Annotated in this window: 16 protein-coding genes and 1 pseudogene; 13 read left to right on the forward strand and 4 right to left on the reverse strand. The window is 71.3% G+C overall.

The features are described from left to right. Positions 1–19: 19 nt before the first annotated feature. From gmk to E0497_RS09295, 5 genes are all read left to right on the forward strand, one after another. The gene (gene gmk, locus E0497_RS09275; RefSeq protein WP_137724497.1) at positions 20–601 is read left to right on the forward strand and encodes a guanylate kinase; all 582 of its coding nucleotides are present in this window, start codon (positions 20–22) and stop codon (positions 599–601) included. Between the two features lie 28 nt (positions 602–629). Then, positions 630–965 carry a DNA-directed RNA polymerase subunit omega gene (rpoZ, locus tag E0497_RS09280; protein WP_421958325.1) on the forward strand — a complete coding sequence of 112 codons (336 nt, stop codon included), beginning with the start codon at positions 630–632 and terminating at the stop codon, positions 963–965. A 14-nt stretch (positions 966–979) separates the two neighbouring features. Continuing rightward, positions 980–2,233, forward strand: coding sequence for a bifunctional phosphopantothenoylcysteine decarboxylase/phosphopantothenate--cysteine ligase CoaBC (gene coaBC / locus E0497_RS09285; RefSeq protein WP_241665812.1), 1,254 nt, complete (start codon positions 980–982; stop codon positions 2,231–2,233). Between the two features lie 108 nt (positions 2,234–2,341). Continuing rightward, the gene (gene metK / locus E0497_RS09290) at positions 2,342–3,553 is read left to right on the forward strand and encodes a methionine adenosyltransferase (RefSeq protein ID WP_137724500.1); all 1,212 of its coding nucleotides are present in this window, start codon (positions 2,342–2,344) and stop codon (positions 3,551–3,553) included. Continuing rightward, positions 3,550–5,571: a primosomal protein N' gene (locus tag E0497_RS09295; RefSeq protein WP_194150310.1), complete on the forward strand. Its 2,022-nt coding sequence runs from the start codon at positions 3,550–3,552 to the stop codon at positions 5,569–5,571. The genes metK and E0497_RS09295 overlap by 4 nt, the downstream gene beginning before the upstream one ends. Positions 5,572–5,734: 163 nt before the next feature. Here E0497_RS09295 and ftsW read toward each other — a convergent pair. The 4 genes and pseudogenes from ftsW to E0497_RS09315 form a co-directional block, all read right to left on the reverse strand. Continuing rightward, positions 5,735–6,793: pseudogene (gene ftsW / locus E0497_RS09300) on the reverse strand (putative lipid II flippase FtsW); the annotation flags it as partial. A 57-nt stretch (positions 6,794–6,850) separates the two neighbouring features. Next, a complete protein-coding gene (corA, locus tag E0497_RS09305; protein ID WP_137724503.1) occupies positions 6,851–7,867 on the reverse strand; it encodes a magnesium/cobalt transporter CorA in 1,017 nt (338 codons plus the stop codon). Positions 7,868–7,955: 88 nt separating this feature from the next. Next, complete coding sequence (locus E0497_RS09310; RefSeq protein WP_137724504.1) at positions 7,956–8,975, reverse strand: hemolysin family protein; 1,020 nt, start codon at positions 8,973–8,975, stop codon at positions 7,956–7,958. Further along, the gene (locus E0497_RS09315) at positions 8,968–10,338 is read right to left on the reverse strand and encodes a hemolysin family protein (protein WP_137724505.1); all 1,371 of its coding nucleotides are present in this window, start codon (positions 10,336–10,338) and stop codon (positions 8,968–8,970) included. Before E0497_RS09315 ends, E0497_RS09310 begins: the two co-directional genes overlap by 8 nt. Before the next feature lie 221 nt (positions 10,339–10,559). Between E0497_RS09315 and E0497_RS09320 the strand changes: the two genes are divergently transcribed. The 8 genes from E0497_RS09320 (at position 10,560) to rpe (ending at position 20,607) form a co-directional block, all read left to right on the forward strand. Beyond that, the gene (locus tag E0497_RS09320; protein ID WP_421958326.1) at positions 10,560–11,540 is read left to right on the forward strand and encodes an esterase/lipase family protein; all 981 of its coding nucleotides are present in this window, start codon (positions 10,560–10,562) and stop codon (positions 11,538–11,540) included. A gap of 33 nt (positions 11,541–11,573) precedes the next feature. Further along, positions 11,574–13,253, forward strand: coding sequence for an alpha/beta hydrolase (locus E0497_RS09325; protein ID WP_137724507.1), 1,680 nt, complete (start codon positions 11,574–11,576; stop codon positions 13,251–13,253). 120 nt (positions 13,254–13,373) lie between these two features. Next, complete coding sequence (fmt, locus tag E0497_RS09330; protein WP_137724508.1) at positions 13,374–14,297, forward strand: methionyl-tRNA formyltransferase; 924 nt, start codon at positions 13,374–13,376, stop codon at positions 14,295–14,297. Beyond that, positions 14,294–15,817: an RsmB/NOP family class I SAM-dependent RNA methyltransferase gene (locus tag E0497_RS09335; RefSeq protein WP_137724509.1), complete on the forward strand. Its 1,524-nt coding sequence runs from the start codon at positions 14,294–14,296 to the stop codon at positions 15,815–15,817. The genes fmt and E0497_RS09335 overlap by 4 nt, the downstream gene beginning before the upstream one ends. 26 nt (positions 15,818–15,843) lie before the next feature. Beyond that, positions 15,844–16,218 carry a hypothetical protein gene (locus E0497_RS09340; protein WP_241665813.1) on the forward strand — a complete coding sequence of 125 codons (375 nt, stop codon included), beginning with the start codon at positions 15,844–15,846 and terminating at the stop codon, positions 16,216–16,218. A 184-nt stretch (positions 16,219–16,402) separates the two neighbouring features. Continuing rightward, on the forward strand, positions 16,403–17,407 hold the full coding sequence (locus tag E0497_RS09345; RefSeq protein WP_137724586.1) for a zinc-binding alcohol dehydrogenase family protein: 1,005 nt from the start codon (positions 16,403–16,405) through the stop codon (positions 17,405–17,407). Beyond that, on the forward strand, positions 17,404–19,755 hold the full coding sequence (locus E0497_RS09350) for a glycoside hydrolase family 65 protein (protein ID WP_137724511.1): 2,352 nt from the start codon (positions 17,404–17,406) through the stop codon (positions 19,753–19,755). The genes E0497_RS09345 and E0497_RS09350 overlap by 4 nt, the downstream gene beginning before the upstream one ends. 168 nt (positions 19,756–19,923) lie before the next feature. Next, positions 19,924–20,607 (forward strand): ribulose-phosphate 3-epimerase, encoded by a 684-nt coding sequence (gene rpe, locus E0497_RS09355; RefSeq protein WP_137724512.1) that lies wholly within the window; start codon positions 19,924–19,926, stop codon positions 20,605–20,607.

Consider the following 20,607-nt stretch of genomic DNA (forward strand, 5'->3'; position numbering starts at 1 on the left):
GGCCGCTCCGGGAACGACCGTGAGTGGCGACGCAGTGCGGAGGGGTCGGCTGGTAGTCCTGGCCGGCCCCTCGGCCGTCGGCAAGTCCAGCGTCGTCCGGTTGCTGCGCGAGCGCATGCCCGAGGTCGTCTTCAGCGTCTCGGCCACCACCCGCGACCCGCGACCGGGCGAGGTGGACGGCCAGGACTACCACTTCGTGACGCGCCCCGAGTTCGACCGCATGATCGACGCCGGTGACCTGCTCGAGTGGGCGGACATCCACGGCGGACTGCAGCGGTCCGGCACGCCGGCCGAGCCGGTGCGCCGCGCCCTCGCCGAGGGCCGGCCGGTCCTGCTCGAGGTCGACCTCGTCGGCGCCCGGTCCGTGCGGGCCGCGATGCCCGAGGCGGTGCTGACGTTCATGGCGCCCCCCAGCTGGGAGGTGCTGGTGTCCCGGTTGACCGGCCGGGGAACCGAGCCGGCCGACGTGGTCGAGCGGCGGTTGCAGACCGCGAAGGTGGAACTCGCGGCGCAGGACGAGTTCGACACCGTCATCGTGAACGAGGATGTCGGCCGGGCCTGCGACGAGTTGGTATCCTTGTTGGTCGGACGGCAGCCCTGAGCGGCGTCGTCTCCTATTTCGGCATTCAATGTGGCGCTTTCGAGCCCAGTTCAGGAGTAACCGAGTGAGCAGCACCGAAACAGTTGCATCCGACGTCCGTGGCGCCCTGCCCGCCTACGACACCCCGCTCGGCATCACCAACCCGCCGATCGACGAGCTGCTCGAGCGGGCCTCGTCGAAGTACGCGCTGGTGATCTACTCGGCCAAGCGTGCCCGGCAGATCAACGACTACTACAACCAGCTCGGTGACGGCATCCTCGAGTACGTGGGCCCGCTCGTCGAGCCGGGTCTGCAGGAGAAGCCGCTGTCGATCGCGCTGCGTGAGATCCACGCCGATCTGCTCGAGCACACCGAAGGCGAGTGAGCGGAGGAACGCCCGTGTCCGATCGGGTGCCCAAGCGGATCGTCGTCGGGGTGGGTGGCGGAATCGCCGCCTACAAGAGTTGCGCACTGATCCGTAGCTTCACCGAGGGTGGCCACCGGGTACGGGTGATTCCCACCGAGTCGGCACTGCAGTTCGTCGGCCGCGCCACGTTCGAGGCGCTGTCCGGCAACCCGGTGCAGACCGGGGTATTCGCGGACGTGCCGGAGGTCGCCCACGTGCGCCTCGGACAGGAGGCGGACCTCGTCGTCATCGCCCCCGCCACCGCCGACCTCATGGCGCGTGCGGTGGCCGGGCGGGCCGACGATCTGCTCACCGCGACGCTGCTCACGGCCCGCTGTCCGGTCGTCTTCGCGCCCGCGATGCACACCGAGATGTGGGAGCATCCCGCGACGGTGTCGAACGTCGCGACGCTGCGCGCCCGCGGCAACATCGTGATCGAACCCGCGTCCGGCCGGCTGACCGGCAAGGACACCGGTGCGGGTCGGCTGCCCGAACCGGACGAGATCTTCGGTCTGGCGGCCCTGCTGCTCGAACGTGCATCGGCACTGCCGCGCGACCTCGTCGGGCAGCGTGTCGTCGTGTCGGCGGGCGGCACCCGCGAGCCCCTCGACCCGGTCCGTTACCTCGGTAACCGCAGCTCCGGCAAACAGGGCTATGCGATCGCCCGGCTGGCCGCGCAGCGCGGCGCCGATGTCACCCTGATCGCCGGTGCCACCGCCGAGTTGGCTGATCCGGCGGCCGTGGACGTCGTACACGTGCGTACCGCGCAGCAGATGCACGAGGCCGTCATGAAGCACGCCGGCGACGCCGACGCGGTGATCATGTCGGCTGCCGTCGCCGATTTCCGGCCCGCGACGGTCGCCGCCGACAAGATCAAGAAGGGGTCCGGCGAACCGGACTCGATTCCGTTGATCAAAAACGATGACATTCTGGCCGATCTCGTGCAGTCTCGTCGGGACGGCACTCTCGCACCCGGAACCACGATCGTCGGATTCGCGGCCGAGACGGGGGACGCGTCGGGCAGTGTCCTCGACCATGCCCGCACGAAACTGGCACGCAAGGGCTGCGATCTGCTCGTGGTCAACGCGGTCGGGGACGGCAAGGCGTTCGAGGTGGACCACAACGACGGCTGGCTGCTCGCCGCGGACGGCAGCGAGACGGCGATCGAGCACGGCTCGAAGTCGTTGATGGCCAGCCGGGTCCTCGACGCGGTCGCGGAACTGCGTGCGACGTCGTCACCGGTGTAGTACCCGCGCAGCGATGTCACGTCGTGGGATGTGTTCCTGGCACGAGCGTCGACTGCGGTATTGAATAGAAGTAGAAACGAAATGGCGTCAGTGTCGAGAGGGAGATCTGTGAGCACGTCCGGCAAGCGGCTATTCACCAGTGAGTCCGTGACCGAGGGGCACCCGGACAAGATCTGTGATGCCATCAGCGACTCCATCCTCGACGCGATGCTCGAGGCGGATCCGCACAGCCGCGTGGCGGTCGAGACGCTCGTGACCACCGGTCAGGTGCACGTCGCCGGTGAGGTGACGACGTCCGCGTACGTCGACATCCCGAAGATCGTCCGCGACAAGGTCCTCGAGATCGGCTACGACTCGTCGGCCAAGGGTTTCGACGGCAACTCGTGCGGCGTCAACATCGCGATCGGTGCGCAGTCGCCGGAGATCGCGCAGGGTGTCGACCACTCGCACGAGGCGCGGGTCGACGGTGTCACCGACGACGAGCTCGACCGTCAGGGTGCCGGCGACCAGGGCCTGATGTTCGGGTACGCGTGCACCGACACCCCCGAGCTGATGCCGCTGCCGATCGCGCTCGCGCACCGGCTGTCGCGCCGGCTCACCGAGGTCCGCAAGACCGGGGTGCTGCCGTACCTGCGTCCGGACGGCAAGACCCAGGTCACCATCGAGTACGACGGTGACCGCCCGGTCCGCCTCGACACGGTCGTCATCTCCACGCAGCACGCCGCGGACATCGATCTCGACAACCTGCTGACCCCGGATCTGCGGGAGAAGGTGCTCGGGCACGTGCTCGCCGGGCTCGACATCGAACTCGACACCTCCGACGTGCGCCTGCTGGTCAACCCGACCGGAAAGTTCGTCCTCGGTGGTCCGATGGGCGACGCCGGCCTGACCGGCCGCAAGATCATCGTCGACACGTACGGCGGTATGGCCCGCCACGGTGGCGGCGCGTTCTCCGGCAAGGATCCGTCGAAGGTGGACCGCAGCGCGGCCTACGCGATGCGCTGGGTCGCCAAGAACGCCGTCGCGGCCGGTCTGGCGGACCGCATCGAGGTGCAGGTCGCGTACGCGATCGGTAAGGCGGCACCGGTCGGGTTGTTCGTCGAGGCGTTCGGTACCGAGAAGGTCGACGTCGCCACGATCCAGCGCGCGATCAGCGAGGTCTTCGACCTGCGTCCGGGCGCGATCATCCGCGACCTGGACCTGCTGCACCCGATCTACGCGGCCACCGCCGCATACGGCCACTTCGGTCGCACCGACGTGGACCTGCCCTGGGAGCGCACCGACCGCGCGGAGAAGCTCCGCGCGGCTGCAGGTCTCTGACCGCCGGCGAGAAGGCAGCGGCAGCACATGCGCCCGTGGCGCGCGTGCTGCCGCTGCTTCCGGTTGCGCACCTCGACCGCGAATTCGACTATCTGATCCCGGCGGACCTGGACGAGCAGGCCCGACCGGGGGTGCGGGTGCGGGTGCGGTTCTCCGGTCGGCTCGTCGACGGGTTCCTCCTCGAGCGTCGCGACACCAGCGACCACGGGGGACGGCTGGCGTGGCTCGACCGGGTCGTCTCGGCCGAACCGGTCCTCACCGGTGAGGTGCACCGACTGGTCGACGCCGTCGCCGCCCGGTACGCGGGCACCCGCGCGGACGTGCTGCGGCTGGCGATCCCGCCGCGGCACGCCAAGACCGAGGCGCAGGCCTCCGAACCGGTTCCACCGCCCGCCACCCCGACGGTGGACGCGGCCGCGTGGGCGTCGTACGTGCACGGCACCAACTTCGTCGAGGCGCTGGGCGGCGGCCGCGGTCCGCGCGCGATGTGGCAGGCGCTGCCCGGCGAGGACTGGTGTGCGCGGCTCGCGGAACTCGCCGGGACGGTGGCGTCCGCGGGTCGCGGTGTCGTGCTGGTCGTCCCCGACCAGCGGGACCTGGACCGGCTGGTTGCCGCCTGCGAGAACCTGCTCGGTGCAGCGCACGTCGTGGGACTGGCCGCCGGGCTGGGACCGTCCGCCCGGTACCGGCGCTGGCTCGCCGCGCTGCGCGGCACCGCCCGCGTCGTCGTCGGCACCCGCGCGTCGGTGTTCGCGCCGACCCCCGACCTCGGGCTGATCGTGGTGTGGGACGACGGCGACTCCAGCCTGTCCGAACCGCGCTCGCCGTACCCGCACGCCCGCGAGGTGGCGCTGCTGCGCGCCCACTCCACCGGGTGCGCCGTCGTCGTCGCCGGGCACGCACGGACCGCGGAGGCGCAGGCCCTCGTCGAATCCGGGTGGGCGCACGACCTGGTCGCGGCCCGCGACGTCGTCCGCGCCCACGCCCCGAAGATCACCGCGCTCGCCGACAGCGACCACGCCCTCGCCCGCGATCCCGGGGCCCGCGCGGCCCGGCTGCCCGCGATTGCGTTCGCCGCTGCCCGGCAGGCCCTCGCCGCGGGAACCGGTGTGCTGGTGCAGGTTCCGCGTCGCGGCTACGTGCCGTCGCTGGCGTGCGCGAAATGCCGGACCCCGGCCCGCTGCCGCCGCTGCAACGGCCCGCTCGCGCTGCCGTCCGCGGCCGGACCGGACGGCGCCGGGTCCCCGACCTGCAAATGGTGCGGTGTCGCCGACACGAACCACCGCTGCCAGGCGTGCGGGGCGCGGGCACTGCGGGCCGTCGTCGTCGGCGCCGGGCGCACCGCCGAGGAGTTGGGGCGCGCATTCACCGGTGTCGCCGTGCACACCTCCGGCGGCTCCGACGTGAAGGCCGAGATCGCGGCCGGCCCGAAACTGGTGGTGGCCACGGTCGGCGCCGAACCGGTGATGCCCGGCGGCTACGGGGCGGCGTTGCTGCTCGACGGGTGGGCGCTGCTCGGGCGCGCCGACCTGCGGGCCGCGGAGGAGACCCTGCGACGGTGGATGACGGCGTCGACGCTGGTGCGGGCGCACACCGACGGCGGTCAGGTGGTGGTGGTCGCCGACTCCGGGATCCCCACGGTGCAGGCGCTGGTGCGCTGGGATCCGGTGTGGCACGCCCGCGCGCAACTCGCCGACCGGGCCGAGGTCGGTTTCCCGCCCGCCGTGCACCTGGCTGCCGTCGACGGCACTACCGCCGCGATCACCGACCTGCTGGGTGCCACCGTGCTGCCCGACGGTGCGGAGGTGCTCGGCCCGGTGCCGTTGCCGCCGGGGGAGCGGCTGCCGTTCGCGAGCGACGAACCGGAACCGGACGAGGTGCAGCGCATGCTCATCCGCGTCCCGCGCGGCGCCGGTCGCGTGCTGGCGACGGCTCTCGTGGATGCGCAGACCGTGCGGAGCGCGAAGCGGACGCCGGGCCCTGTGCGGGTGCAGATCGACCCGTTGCGGATCGGCTGACCCGCGGTGGGCCGGCCACCGGCATCTCCGGGACGGGGAGACGCAGCATCCGGGAGATGCGTCCGCCCCCGGACTTCCGGGAGGCCGCGATCGCGAGAGGGTCGTGCCGGGCGGCGTTCGCGAGGAGACCGAACACGAACAGCATCAGTGCGGTCGACGTGCCGCCGTACGAGATCAGCGGCAGCTGCAGCCCGGTCACCGGCAGCAGACCGACGACATAGCCGATGTTGATGGAGGCCTGCGCACCGATCCAGGTGGTGGCGACCGCCGCGACGAGTCCGAGGAACGGGTCCGCGCAGCGGCGGGCGATCCGCAGACCGAGCAGGACGACGGCCGCGAACAGGGCGATCACGGTGACCGCGCCGACGATGCCGAGCTCGTCGCCGACGACGGCGAAGATGAAATCGTTGTACGCGTTGGGCAGATAACTCCACTTGGCGGTGGACTGCCCGATGCCCTCCCCGAACCAGCCGCCACTCGCGAGCGCGTACTTCGCCTGCCGGGACTGGTAGCCCAGGCCCTGCGGGTCGTCGCCCGGATCGAACAGCACCCGCACCCGGTTCATCCGGTAGCCGGCGGTGAACGTGAGCACCACCGCTGCCGCGATTCCGGCGGCGACGAACCCGCCGAGGATCCGCAGGTCGAAACCGACGTACCACAGCAGCGCCATGAGGATGATCGCCAGCGTGATCGCGGTGCTCAGGTTGGGTTGCAGCACCACCAGCGCGCACATGAGCAGGCCGCCGGGAGCCAACGGCAGCAGCAGATTCCGGGTGGACCGGGCGGAGACGGGCCGCAACGTGAGAATGTGCGCACCCCACAGGACGAGCGCGACCTTCGCGAACTCCGACGGCTGGAACGAGATCCCGGCGATGTCGATCCACCGGCGGGACCCCTGGATGGACGTGCCGACCCCCGGGATCAGGACCAGCACCAGCAGGACCACGGCCACCAGATACGCCGGGAACGCCAGCATCCGCAACGCCCGCACCGGTAGACGCACCGCCAGATAGAACGCGACCAGACCGAGTGCGACCCCGGTCAACTGCTGGACGAAGAACGTGTACGCGGACCCGCCGCCGACATAGGATTCGACGGCCGACGCCGACAGCACCATCGCCAGGCCGAACATGGTGAGCAGGGTGGTGAACCCGAGCACGAGGTGCAGGGACCACAGGGGGCGGCCGGCCCACGTGGACACACGGGAACGGATGTCGGACATCCGTCGAGGTTGCCAGCGGCCCCCGGCACTGTCAATCGGGCCGGGTGGGGCGACCCGTCACAGCCAGTGCTGGCGTTTGAAGACGATGTACAGGGTCACCGACGTGACGATCATGAGCCCGATCGCGACCGGATATCCGAACTGCCACGCCAACTCCGGCATGGCGTCGAAGTTCATGCCGTAGATGCCGCCGACGAGGGTGGGCGCGAACAGGATCGCCGCCCACGACGAGATCTTCTTGACCTCCTCGCTCTGGTCGAGGCTGGTGAGGGTGAGTCGGCGCATCTCCTCGTTCTGCCGCTGCGCGACCAGCGTCGCGTGCACCGACAGTGCCGTCTGCAGATGGTCCCGCGACGAGTCGACGCGTTCGATGATCCGCAGCGTGTGATCGAGGGCGTCGCGCAGGTGGCGTTGCAGTTCGAGATCGACGTGGTACTTGTCGGATCCCCGTTCGAGGGCCTCGATCATCGCGACCAGCGGATGCGTCGCCCGCTGGAAGTCGATGACCTCCCCGGACAGGTCGTAGATGCGTTTGGCGACCGCCGGATCGCCGGTGAACATCTGGTTCTCGATCTCGTCGATGTCGTTCTCGAGGCCCGCCGTGACCGGGAAGTATTCGTCGACGACCTGATCGAGGATCGCGTACAGCACCGATTCGGGACCCCGCCGCAGCAGGTCCGGGTTGCCCTCGAGCCGGCGACGCACCTGCGCGAGATCGGGGGATTCCGCATGCCGGACGGTGACGACGAAATCCGGGCCCACGAACACGTGCACCTCACCGAACTCGACCTTCTCGACGGCGTCGAGGTAGCGGGCGGGCCGCAGCACCACGAACAGGATGTCGTCGTACCGTTCGAGTTTCGGACGCTGATGCGCGACGATCGTGTCCTCGACCGCCAGATGGTGCAGCCCGAATTCCTCTGCCAGCGACTCGATCTCGACCGTATCGGGACGGTACAACCCGATCCAGGCCATGCCGTCGCGCCGGTTCATCGTCGCGAACGTGCCCTCGGGAGTGGCCGGGGTGTCGACCCGCACCCCGTCCACGTACACGGCGCTGTCCACGATGCTCACCCGCCCACCCCCTCGTCGAAGGCGCTCCGCGCCCTGTGCGCCTTTTTGGTAGTGGCTACTACCAAAAAGGCGCACAGGGGTTATTGGATCACGATCCGGCGGGTGGTGCGGTCCGCATCAGTCGGGCCAGGACGTCGGCGAGGGTGATCAGCCCGGTCAGTTGCCCGCCGTCGTCGCGGACGACGGCGATGTGGCTGCGGGTGCCGCGCATCGTGGCGAGGGCTTCGTAGACGGGGGTGGCGGCGTCGACGGTGAGCACGTCCCGCATCAGGTCGCGGGCCCGCGTCCCGGCGGGGGCACCGAGGCTGTCCCGGACGTGTACGACGCCGTCGACCCGGTCGCCGCTGCGCACCAGCAGCCGCAGGTGCCCGGCCCGGTCGGAGGCCGCCCGGATCGTGTCGGGGCCGGCGTCGGCGTCGACGCTGCTCGGGTTCCCGTCGGTGCGGGCGATGTCGCCGACGGTGAGCGCCTCGAGTTCGAGGGCGCTGGTGAGATGCCCGTGGTACCGCTGGTCGAGGGTGCCGGCGGTCGCGGAGTGCTCGACGAGGTGCCGCAGCGCCTGCGGGTCCTGCCCGGACGCGACCTGGTCGACCGGCTGTACCCCGACCGCGGCCAGGCAGCGGTTCGCGAGCCGGTTCAGGGTGACGATGAGCGGGCGGGTGAGCCACATGAATCCGCGCATCGGGATCGCGAGGAGGGTCGCGGACTTCTCCGGGTGCGCGATGGCCCACGACTTGGGTGCCATCTCACCGACCACGAGGTGCAGGAACGTCACGATGATCAGGGCGAGCACGAAACCGGCGACGTCGGCCAGCCACAGCGGTGCACCCCAGTCCGCGAAGGCGGGGGTGAGCCAGTGGTGCACGGCCGGTTTCGTCACCGCGCCGAGCGCGAGGGTGCACACGGTGATGCCGAGCTGGGAGCCGGCGAGCAGGACCGACAGTTCGGACGCGCTGCGCAGCGCGGCCCGGGCGGACCGGCTGGTCGCGGCGGCGTCCTCGAGCCGGTGCCGGCGGGCGGCGATGAGCGCGAACTCGATCGCCACGAAGAAGGCGCTCGCCGCGATGAGCAGGGCGGTGACGGCGAGGACGATCCACGGGTTACTCATCGACGGCATCCTCTCGGTGGGCGTGGACGGTGACGAACAGCAGCGCCGGCACATGCTTGGCGACGGCCCGCACCTCCACGTGCAGTTCCCGGGCGGGCACCGGTTCGTCGGCGACCAGGTCGGCCGGGTCGACGGGCAGCGGGACGGTGACCGTGTCCCCGACCTGGGGGAGCCCACCGAACTCGGTGATCACCAGACCGGCGAACGTCTCGTAGTCGTCGTCCTCGGGGAGGTCCTCGTCGAGGACCCGGGAGACCTCGTCGATGTGCATGCTGCCGGGGATCAGCCAGCCGCCGTCGACGGCGACCGTGGCGGTGGCGTCGTGGTCGGGATCGTGTTCGTCGGCGATCTCACCGACGAGTTCCTCGGCCATGTCCTCGACGGTGACGACGCCGGCGAACCCGCCGTACTCGTCGATGACCAGCGCCATCTCGTCCTTTGCCGCGGTGATCCGGTCGAGCACGTCCGGCAGCGGGAGCGTGGTGGGCACGATCACCGGCGGCCGGGCGTGGTCGGCGGCGGTGCCGGTGGGGTCGCTGCCGAGGAGGTCGTGCAGGTGGACGACGCCGCGCAGGTCGTCGCTGGTGGCGCCGACGACGGGGTAGCGGGTGTGGCCGGAGCCCATCCGGGACAGCACGTCGCGGATCGGGTCGTCGCCGCGGACCACGTCGACGTGGGCGCGCGGGATCATCGCGTGCTCCGCGGTGCGGGTGGGGAAGTCGAGGATCCGGTCGAGGAGTGTCGACAACTCCCGCGGAAGCTCACCCGCATCCCGCGATTCGGCGACGATGTGCTCGAGGTCGCGGGGGGTCGCCGAGTGTTCGACGTCGTGGACGGGTTCGATCTTCAGGGCGCGCAGCAGCAGGTTCGACGAGTGGTCGAACAGCCGGATCAGCCAGCCGAACAGTGTCAGGTACAGCGTCGTGGACAGTGCGAGCCGGCGGGCGACGGGCTCGGGGCGGGCGATGGCGAGGTTCTTCGGGAACAGTTCGCCGAACACCATCTGCACGACGGTGGAGAACAGGATGGCGAGGATCGCGCCGACGGCGAGTCCGATGCCGCTGGGCACACCGACCCCGCCGAGCAGTTCGCTCAGCCCGCGGCCGATGAGTGGTTCGGCGACGTAGCCGACGAGCAGGCCGGTGACGGTGATACCCAGTTGAGCGCCGGAGAGCATGAACGACGTCCGGCGGGTGACGGCCAGGGCGCGGGCAGCGGCGCTGTCACCGGACTGGGCGCGGGCCTCGAGCCGGGACCGGCTCACCGCCATGTAGGCGAACTCCTGGGCGACGAAGTAGCCGGTCAGCGCGGTGATCGCCAGCACGACGGCGATACCGGCGACGATGCCGAGGACGGTCAGCACGAGGTCACCTCCGGAGTGGGAGCAGCGGTGGTGATGTTACGAGCAGGGACGGGTCTTCGAGGTGGGCGCGGCGCGCGTCTCATGGCCCTCTTTCTGTGTCGACGATGGAACTGGTCTCGAAAATACGACGAATACGGCATCGATGGAGTTCCCGGGCGTCGACACGCCGGAAATACGTGGAGCGGACTACCGTGACCGGAACGGGTGCGGGAGGTGCGAGGGTGACGGGCACGGCACGGACGGCAGTGATCGGGACCGTTGCCGCCCTGCTGTGCGGATTCGGGGTCGTCGGTGGGGCGGCGAGTGCAGTGCCCGCAGCCGGGACGTACGTCGTCCCGTCGGTTCCGGGACCCGTCCAGGCCGGCCACGCCGACGCGCTGCGCTATGCGACGGCCCATCCGGATGCGGCGCCGGCCGGGGTCAACGACTTCGGGTGCCGGCCGGCACCGGAGCATCCGAACCCGGTGGTCCTCGTGCACGGCAGCGATTCGGACGCCTACACCGACTGGGCGGCGCTGGCCCCGAGGCTCACCGCCCGCGGCTTCTGTGTGTTCGCCCCGAACTACGGCGCCGACGGCACCCCCGGCACGTACGCGCGCGGCGACATGATCCGTAGCGCCCACGAGATCGCCGACATGGTGCGGGCGGTCCGTGAGTCGACGGGGGCCGCGGCCGTGGATCTGGTCGGGTACTCGCAGGGCGCGACGGTGGCCCGGTACTTCGTCAACCGACTCGGCGGCGCCGACGTCGTCGACCGGTGGGTGGGCATCGCGTCACCCACCTACGGGGGCACCATGTACGGGTTGGTGCCGCTGCTGCGATTGCTGCCGGGGTCCGAGCGGATCGCGGCGTGGCTGACGTCGGAGGCGATCGCCCAGCAGATGCAGGGCTCGCGGTTGCTCGCGGACCTCAACGCGGGCGGCGACACAGTGCCCGGCGTCGACTACACCACCATCGGATCCCGCGTCGACGAGATGATCCAGCCGGCGTCGAACATCGCGCTGCGTGACGCCGGTGCGACGAATCTGGTGGTGCAGGATCTGTGCCCGCAGAACCTGGGCGGGCACTTCGCGATGGTGTACGACCCGTTCACGCTCGCCTTGACGACGGCGGTACTGGATCCGTCGGCGCCGCCACCCGAGTGCATGCCGGTGCCGCTCGGTGCGGGAATTCCGGAGATGGTTGCGGCGAGTCATTCCTGAGATCGTCCGGTTCGCCGTTTATCGTTCCGGTTCATGAACGCTTTCGCGCGAGCGACCGCCCCCGTGCGCCGATACTGTCGCCGCCTGCACCCGGTGGGGTTGACGTTCGCGCTCGTCTTCTTCACGTGGTCGATCAGCCCGTCGCTGCTGCCCCGCGCCTGGTACCTGCAGGGTGTCGCGACCGGCCTGTCGGTGGCGTTCGGCTACGGCATCGGCTGTCTGGTGGCGTGGATCGTGCGCGGGTGCGGGGTACGGCCGGACTGGTCGCCGCGGACCCGCCGCATCGGCCGGTGGCTGCTCGGTGCCGCCGCCGTCGTCCTGATCCCGGTGTACCTGGTGCTCGGGGCGGTGTGGCAGAACTACGTCCGCGACCTCGTCGGCGTCGAACGCAGCAACGAGGCGAACACGCTGCTGGTGGCACTGATCGCGCTCGCGGTGTGGTTCGTGCTGCTCGAGGGGGCCCGCGGCATCCGGGTGGGCACCCGTAAGGCATCCGATCTGGCGCGCCGGGTGGTGCCGTGGCCCGCCGCGAACGTCGCCGGACTGGTGATCGCCGCCGTCGTCGCGGTCCTGATCGTCAACGGCGCCCTGTACCGGGGTCTGATCGCGTTCGCGAACTGGAGCTTCTCCGGGGCCGACACCGCCACCGCGGAGGGCGTCGAGCAGCCCACCGTCCCCGAACGCAGCGGATCGCCCGCGTCGGCGCAGGCGTGGGACACCCTCGGGCAGGAGGGGCGCACGTTCGTCGGCCGCGGCCCCGACGCCGCCGACATCACCGCGGTCACCGGACGGCCCGCCCTCGAACCGATCCGGGTGTACGCGGGCCGCGAATCCGCCGACTCGGTGGCGTCGGTCGCGAACCTCGTCGTCGCCGAACTCGACCGCACGAAGGCGTGGGAGCGGAAGGTGCTGGCCGTCAACACGACCACCGGCCGCGGCTGGGTGAACCAGAACGTGGCGTCGTCGCTCGAGTACATCGAGGGCGGCGACACCGCGATCGCGTCGATGCAGTATTCGTTCCTGCCGAGCCCGCTCGCGTTCATCGCCGACCGGGAGACCCCGCAGGTCGCCGGCCGGGCCCTGTTCAACGCGGTCTTCGCCCGCTGGATCGACATGGACGTCGACACCCGCCCGAAGCTGGTGGTGTTCGGGGAGAGTCTCGGCGCGTACGGCGGGCAGAACGCGTTCGCCGGCTACCAGGACATGGCGACCCGCGTCGACGGCGGACTGTGGGTCGGCACCCCGAACTTCACCCCGCAGTGGCAGGAGGTCACCGAGGACCGGGAGCCGGGCACCCCGGAGATCCTGCCGATCGTGGGCGACGGCGCCGCGGTGCGCTTCGCCTCCGACCCGGAGGACCTCGACCTCGCCGCCGAGTGGGGTCCGCGCCGGATCGTGTACTGGCAGCACGCGTCCGACCCGATCGTGTGGTGGTCGTCGTCGCTGCTGCTGAACAAGCCGGACTGGCTGAGCGAGCCGCGCGGCCGGGACGTCGACCCCAACATGACGTGGATGCCGCTGGTGACGTTCTGGCAGGTGACCCTGGACATGGTGTTCTCGGCGGACGTTCCGGCCGGGCACGGGCACGCGTACGGCGCGGACGCGGCCGGCATGTGGGCGCGGATCCTGCAGCCGCAGGGCTGGAGCGAGGCCGACACCGCCCGCGTGCAGGCGGCGCTGACCGGGGACGAGGTTCCGGGGAAGGCTCCGTAGACTCCTGGGGGTGAACCCACTTCCGGCGCCGCCGGGATTCGATGCTCCGGGAGCCGCCCTCGTGCACTCTGTGACCACCCACCAGGCGTTGCCGTCCGTTCGTGCGGGGGTGTGGCACTGATGCGGATCGTCTTCGCGGGCACACCGGAGCCGGCGGTGCCGTCGCTGCGGCGGCTCATCGAGTCCGGGCGGCACGAGGTGGTCGCCGTGGTCACCCGTCCCGACGCGGTCGCCGGGCGCGGCCGCAAGCTGGTGCGTTCACCGATCGGGCAGCTCGCCGACGAGCACGGCATCGAGGTGCTCACCCCGGCGTCGGCGTCGGATCCGGAGTTCGCGGCCCGGCTGACCGAGCTCGCGCCGGACGCGTGCCCGGTCGTCGCGTACGGCAACCTGCTGCCGCGCCCGGTCCTCGACATCCCGGTGCACGGCTGGATGAACCTGCACTTCTCGCTGCTGCCGGCGTGGCGCGGTGCCGCCCCCGTGCAGGCCGCGATCAACGCGGGCGACGAGGTGACCGGCGCGACGGTGTTCGCGCTCGACGAGGGCATGGACACCGGACCGGTGTACGGGGTGGTGACCGAGACGATCCGCACCACCGACACCGCCGGGGTGCTGCTCGGCCGGCTCGCCGACAGCGGGGCGATCCTGCTCGAGAGTGTGCTCGACGGTGTGGAAGACGGGGCGGTGCAGGCGATTCCGCAGCCGCGGGACGGTATCTCGCACGCCCCTAAGGTGTCGGTGGAGTCCGCGCACATCCGGTGGGATCAGCCGGCACTGGCGGTGCACCGGCACATCCGGTCGGTGACGCCGGCGCCGGGCGCATGGACGATGATCGGTGACCTGCGGGTCAAGGTCGGGCCGGTGGATCTGGTGGAGGAGACGCTGCCGCCGGGACGGATCGAGGTCCGCAAGGACGGCATGTACATCGGTACGACGACGACGGCGGTCCGGCTCGGGCAGGTCCAGCCGCAGGGCAAGAAGCAGATGGCAGCAGTGGACTGGGCGCGGGGCGCGCGTCTGGGTGGAGAGGTGCGGGCACAGTGAGCGAGTCCAACAGAAGCGAATCGAACCGGCCGCAGCGCCGGTCCGGCGGACAGGGCGGGCAGGGCGGACGGCCCGCCGGTCAGGGGAACTCCGGAAGCCGCGGCAGCCGGGGTAACCGGGGCGGCGGCAACAGCCGGCCGCGGCAGGCGCGGCGACCCGATCCGGCGCACGCGTCGCTCGATCAGCCGCGGCTCGCCGCCCGCGACGTGATCCGGGCCGTCCGGGAGCGGGACGCGTACGCGAATCTCGTGCTGCCCGGTCTGCTCCGGGACCGTCGCCTCGACGGCCGGGACGCGGCGCTGGCCACCGAACTGGCGTACGGCACGGCCCGCGCCCGCGGCCTGCTGGACGCGGTCATCGCGTCCTGTGCGGGACGGCCGATCGACGAGATCGACGGCCCGCTGCTGGACGTGCTGCAACTCGGCACCTACCAGCTGCTGCGTACCCGGATCGCGCCGCACGCCGCGGTCGCCACGTCCGTGGACCTGGTGCGGGCCGAGGCCGGTGCGGGCAAGGCCGGGTTCGTCAACGCGGTGCTGCGCCGGGTGTCGGAGAAGACCGAGGCCGAGTGGGTGGCCGCGCTGGCTCCCGACGCCGGCCGCGACCCCGTCGGGCATCTGGCGTTCGAGCATGCACATCCGGTGTGGATCGCGCAGGCGTTCGCCGATTCCCTCGGCACCGCCGCCGGTGAGCTCGAGGACGTGCTGATCGCCGATGACGCCCGCCCGAACGTGCACCTGGTGGCCCGCCCGGGGGAGATCTCGGCGGAGGAACTGGCGTTGATCACCGGCGGCGAGGTGGGCCCGTACTCGCCGTACGCGGTGCATCTCGACGGCGGCGATCCGGGTCTGCTCGACGCGGTCCGGCAGGGGCTGGCCGGGGTGCAGGACGAGGGCAGCCAGCTGGTGGCCCGTGCGCTCACCCTCGCCCCGCTCGACGGACCGGACGGCGGTCGCTGGCTCGACCTGTGTGCCGGTCCGGGCGGTAAGGCGGCCCTCCTGGGTGCGCTCGCCGACATCGAGGGCGGCCGGTTGGACGCCGTCGAACCGGCCGAGCATCGCGCCGACCTGGTCCGCAAGACCACCCGCGAGCTGCCCGTCGACGTGCACGTCGCGGACGGCCGCGATCCGGGCCTGACCGGCGGCTACGACCGGATCCTCGTCGACGCACCGTGCACCGGGCTGGGGGCGCTGCGGCGTCGCCCGGAGGCCCGCTGGCGGCGGCAGCCGTCGGACGTGGCCGCCCTGGTGAAGCTGCAGCGGGAGTTGTTGGCGTCGGCGCTGCAACTGGTCCGTCCGGGCGGGGTGGTGCTGTACTCGACGTGTTCGCCGCACGTCGCGGAGACCGTCGGCGTCGTCACCGACGCGGTGCGCCGGCACGGGGTGATCCCGCTGGACACGCGGGAACTGCTGCCGGGGGTGCCCGGTCTCGGGGACGGCCCGGGTGTGCAGTTGTGGCCGCACCGGCACGGTACCGATGCGATGTTCATGGCGGCGTTGCAGCGGCCCTCGGACGGGTGACGGAGGAGGGGGCGACCGTGCCACGCATGCGCGACCACGCGGACCGCTACGCCGATGCGCTCGCGGCGTTGTCGGCGGCCACGCACCGGCCGACGAGCATCGTCGAGTACGGCGATGATTTCGCGATCCGGGTCGACTTCGCGTTCAACCGGTTCCTGATCGCCACCAACACCGATGTCGGCCTGTGCGACGACCCGGATGTCGCCGACGGGTGGATCGTCCGGTTCTGTGAGGGTGGGGAGTCCGGGACCCGGGTGCTGGCCGAGTCCCGCCGGGACTGGCTCGTCGACGCGTTCGACCAGGTCTTCGAGACGGTGGACCGGGCGGGGGACTGGATCGAATCAGACGCCCAACTCGGGGAACTGACACAGCAACGCGACTCGTACGACACCGGACGCTGACCGTCGGTCACGAACGTGGTTCGGTCCGCGCCGAACCCCTGCCGTCGACCGCGGTCGGCGCGCATCCTGGAGGTGGAGACCCCGGCGCCGCTCGTCGGCGCCGGGCCATCGAACGGCACCCGAACACGAATCGCGGCCTGGCATGCGGACCGAAACCACACGACCGTCGACACCGACCACCACGATGCAGGCGTGGCGGGTGACCAGACCCGGGCCGCTCACGAGCCGGCCGCTGCGGATGAGCCGGGAGTTGCTGCCGCGGCCCACCCGCCGGGACCTGCTGGTGCGGGTACTGGCGTGCGGGGTGTGCCGGACCGACCTGCACGTGGTGTCCGGTGAACTGGCGCCGCACCGGCTGGAGGTGATCCCCGGCCACGAGATCGTCGGGGAGATCGTCGCGATGGGCGACGACGTCGCCGCGTCCCGGTTCACGATCGGGCAGCGGGTGGGGATCGCGTGGCTGCGCGGCACGTGCGGGCACTGCCGGTACTGCGTGCGCGGCGACGAGAACCTGTGCCCGTATTCGACGTACACCGGGTGGGACGCGGACGGCGGCTACGGCGAGTACGCGACGGTGCCCGCCGACTTCGCGCTCGACCTGCCCACCGGCTATCCGGTGGTGGAGCTGGCGCCGCTGCTGTGCGCCGGCATCATCGGCTATCGGGCGCTGTCGCGGGCCGAACTGCCCGACGGCGGCCGGCTCGGCATCTACGGGTTCGGCGGCAGCGCGCACCTGACCGCGCAGGTCGCCCTCGCCCGCGGCGCCCGCGTGCACGTGATGACCCGCGGCGACGAGGCCCGCCGGCTCGCGTTCAGCCTGGGGGCGTCGTCGGTGCAGGGGGCAGCCGACCCGCCACCGGAACCGTTGGACGCGGCGATCCTGTTCGCACCCGTCGGGGATCTGGTGCCGCCCGCGCTGGCAGCCCTCGACGCGGGTGGGACGCTGGCGTTGGCCGGTATCCACGTCAGCGACATCCCGGCCCTGAACTATCAGCAGCACCTGTTCCGGGAACGGCAGATCCGCAGCGTCACCGCCAACACCCGGCAGGATGCCCGCGAGTTCCTGGCCGTCGCACAGAAGCACCGGCTGCGGGTGACCGCCCACCGGTATCCCCTCGACGCGGCGGACATCGCGCTCGCCGACCTGGCCGGCGGCGCGTTCGGCGGTGCCGCCGTCCTGGTCCCGTGATCACCCATCCTGCGTTCCCGGTCGAGCCGTGGAGTCTGCGGGCGACCAGCCTGGACCTGACGGTGCTCGCACAGACCGAGTCGCTGTTCACCGTCGCGAACGGGCATCTGGGGTGGCGCGGCAACCTCGACGAGGGTGACCCGCACGGGCTGCCCGGCAGCTATCTCGCCGGCGTCCACGAGGTGCGGCCGATGCCGTACGCGGAACCCGGCTACGGCTACCCGCCGTCCGGGGAGACGATCATCAACATCACCGACGGCAAGATCGTGCGCCTGCTCGTCGACGACGAACCGTTCGACGTCCGACGTGGCCGGCTCCTGCACCACGAGCAGGAACTGGACCTGCGGGCCGGGGTGCTGCGCCGGACCGTCGACTGGCAGTCCCCGGCCGGGCGCACCGTGCGGGTCGTCACCACCCGGCTGGTGTCGTTCACGCAGCGCGCGATCGGGGCCGTCCACTACGAGGTCACCCCGCTCGACGGAGCCGCCCGGATCGTCGTCCAGTCCGAACTCGTCGCCAACGAGCCGATGCCGCAGCCGGAGGCCGACCCGCGGGCCGCCGCCGTCCTGACGTCCCCGTTGGCTGCGGAGGAGAGCCTGGTGCACGGCACCCGCGTCCAGATGATCCACCGCACCGGTGCGAGCGGCCTTCGGGTGGCCGTGGCGATGGACCACGACGTCACCGGGCCCGGCGTGCACGTCGCCGCGGAGAGCTACCCGGACCAGGGGCGGGTCACGATCACCGCCGACCTGCCGGCCGGGCAGCGGATGTCGATGGTCAAGTACGTCGCCCACGGATGGACGTCGCGGCGGTCGACACCGGCGATGCGCGACCAGGTGGTCGGCGAGCTGGCACTGGCGCGGGCGAGCGGCTGGGACGGACTGGTCGCCGAGCAGCGCGAATTCCTGGACGGGTTCTGGGAACGCGCGGACGTCGTCGTCGACGGGGACCCGCAGGTGCAGCAGGCGGTGCGGTTCGCGCTGTTCCACCTGCTGCAGGCGTCGGCGCGGGCCGAGGGGGTGGCGATCGCGTCGAAGGGGCTGACCGGACGCGGCTACGACGGGCACGCGTTCTGGGACACCGAGATGTTCGTGCTGCCGGTGCTCACGTCGGTGCTGCCGCACGCGGTGGCCGACGCGCTGCGGTGGCGGCACTCGACGTTGCCGATCGTCCGGGAACGCGCCGCCCAGTTCGGGCTGCGCGGCGCGATGTTCCCGTGGCGCACCGTCACCGGCACCGAATGCAGCGGCTACTGGCCGGCGGGGGCGGCCGCGTTCCACGTCGACGCGGCGGTCGCGCGGGCCACCATCGGCTACGTGCGCTCCGGCGGCGACACCGAATTCGCGCGCACCGTCGGACTGGATCTACTGGTGGAGACGGCCCGGCTGTGGCGCTCGCTCGGCTACGTCGCCGACGACGGCACCTTCCGGATCGACGGGGTCACCGGTCCCGACGAGTACAGCGCGCTGGTGTCGAACAACCTGTACACCAACCTCATGGCGCGGACGAATCTGCGGGCCGCGGCAGTGCTGTCGGAACGATTCCAGGACCGCGCGGCGGAACTGTCGGTGACCGGCGACGAGATCGCCGGCTGGCGCGACGCCGCCGACCGCATGCTCGTCCCGTACGACGAGGTGCGCGGCGTCCACCAGCAGGCGTCCGGGTTCACCGACCGGCAGGAATGGGACTTCGCGGGCACCCCGCCGTCGAATTATCCACTGCTGCTGCACTATCCGTACTTCCACCTGTATCGCAAGCAGGTCGTCAAACAGGCCGACGTGGTCCTGGCGATGCAGTGGATGCCCGACGCGTTCACCGCCGAACAGAAGGTGCGGAACTTCGCGTACTACGAGCGGCTGACGGTGCGCGACTCGTCACTGTCCGCGTGCAGCCAGGCCGTCGTCGCCGCCGAGGTCGGGGCACTCGACCTCGCCTACGACTACCTCGGCGAGACCGCACAGATCGACCTGGCCGACCTCGAACACAACACCAGCGACGGCCTGCACCTCGCATCGCTCGCCGGGGTGTGGATCGCCCTCGTCCAAGGCTTCGGGGGTGTCCGACGCGCCCGCGACGGTCTGCGCCTGCGCCCCGTCCTGCCCGACGGCATCGACCGCCTCTCCTTCGGCATCGCCGCCGGCGGCTGCCGCCTCCGCGTCGACGTCGACCCCGAACACACCCACTATCGACTCGTCGCCGGCACCGACCTGACCCTGACCCACGACGGCACCGACGTCACCGTCCGCGCCGGCGAAGTCCGCATCCTGCCCACCGTCCACCCGCCACCCGGCCCGGCCGTCACCCAACCGCCCGGACGGGCGCCGGCGCGGCGCTGTCCGGACCGGTAACCCCGGCCGTTCGACGCCTGTCGCAGGCCGATTCCCACTGTCGCAGGGGTTTTCCAGGCTAGGAACCCCTGCGGCAGTGCCACAACCCCTGCGACGGCGCGGCGCTCCACCTGCATCCTCCCGAACCGCGCACACCCACCCCGTCCGGCAGCCACTAAACTCGCGGCCGTGGCAACCCCGATGATCGCTCCGTCCATTCTGTCCGCCGATTTCGCGCGTCTCGCCGAGGAGGCCGATGCGGTCGCCGGCGCCGACTGGCTGCATGTGGACGTCATGGACGCCCATTTCGTGCCGAATCTGACGTTGGGGCTGCCGGTGGTGCAGTCGCTGCTCAAGGCCACCGACATTCCGTTGGACTGCCATCTGATGATCGAGGATCCGGGCCGGTGGGCGCCGCCGTACGCGGAGGCCGGTGCCCACAACGTCACGTTCCACGCGGAGGCCACCGACGACCCGGTCTCGGTGGCCCGTGACATCCGGGCGGCGGGCGCGAAGGCCGGTCTGAGTGTCAAGCCGAACACCCCCATCGAGCCGTACCTCGAGATCCTGAAGAACTTCGACACGCTGCTGGTGATGAGCGTCGAACCCGGTTTCGGTGGCCAGTCGTTCATCCCGTCGGTCCTCGACAAGGCGCGCGCGGTCCGCAGGCTCGTCGACGCCGGTGAGCTGCGGCTGCTCGTCGAGATCGACGGCGGCATCAACGTCGACACCATCGAGCAGGCCGCCGAGGCGGGCATCGACTGCTTCGTCGCCGGCTCGGCCGTCTACGGCGCGGCGGATCCCGCGGCGGCGGTGCGTGGGCTGCGCGCGCAGGCGGCGAAGGCGTCCGGGCACCTGACGCTCGCGATCTGA

It is taken from the genome of Prescottella subtropica (assembly GCF_005434945.1).
In the GTDB taxonomy this organism is placed as follows: domain Bacteria; phylum Actinomycetota; class Actinomycetes; order Mycobacteriales; family Mycobacteriaceae; genus Prescottella; species Prescottella subtropica.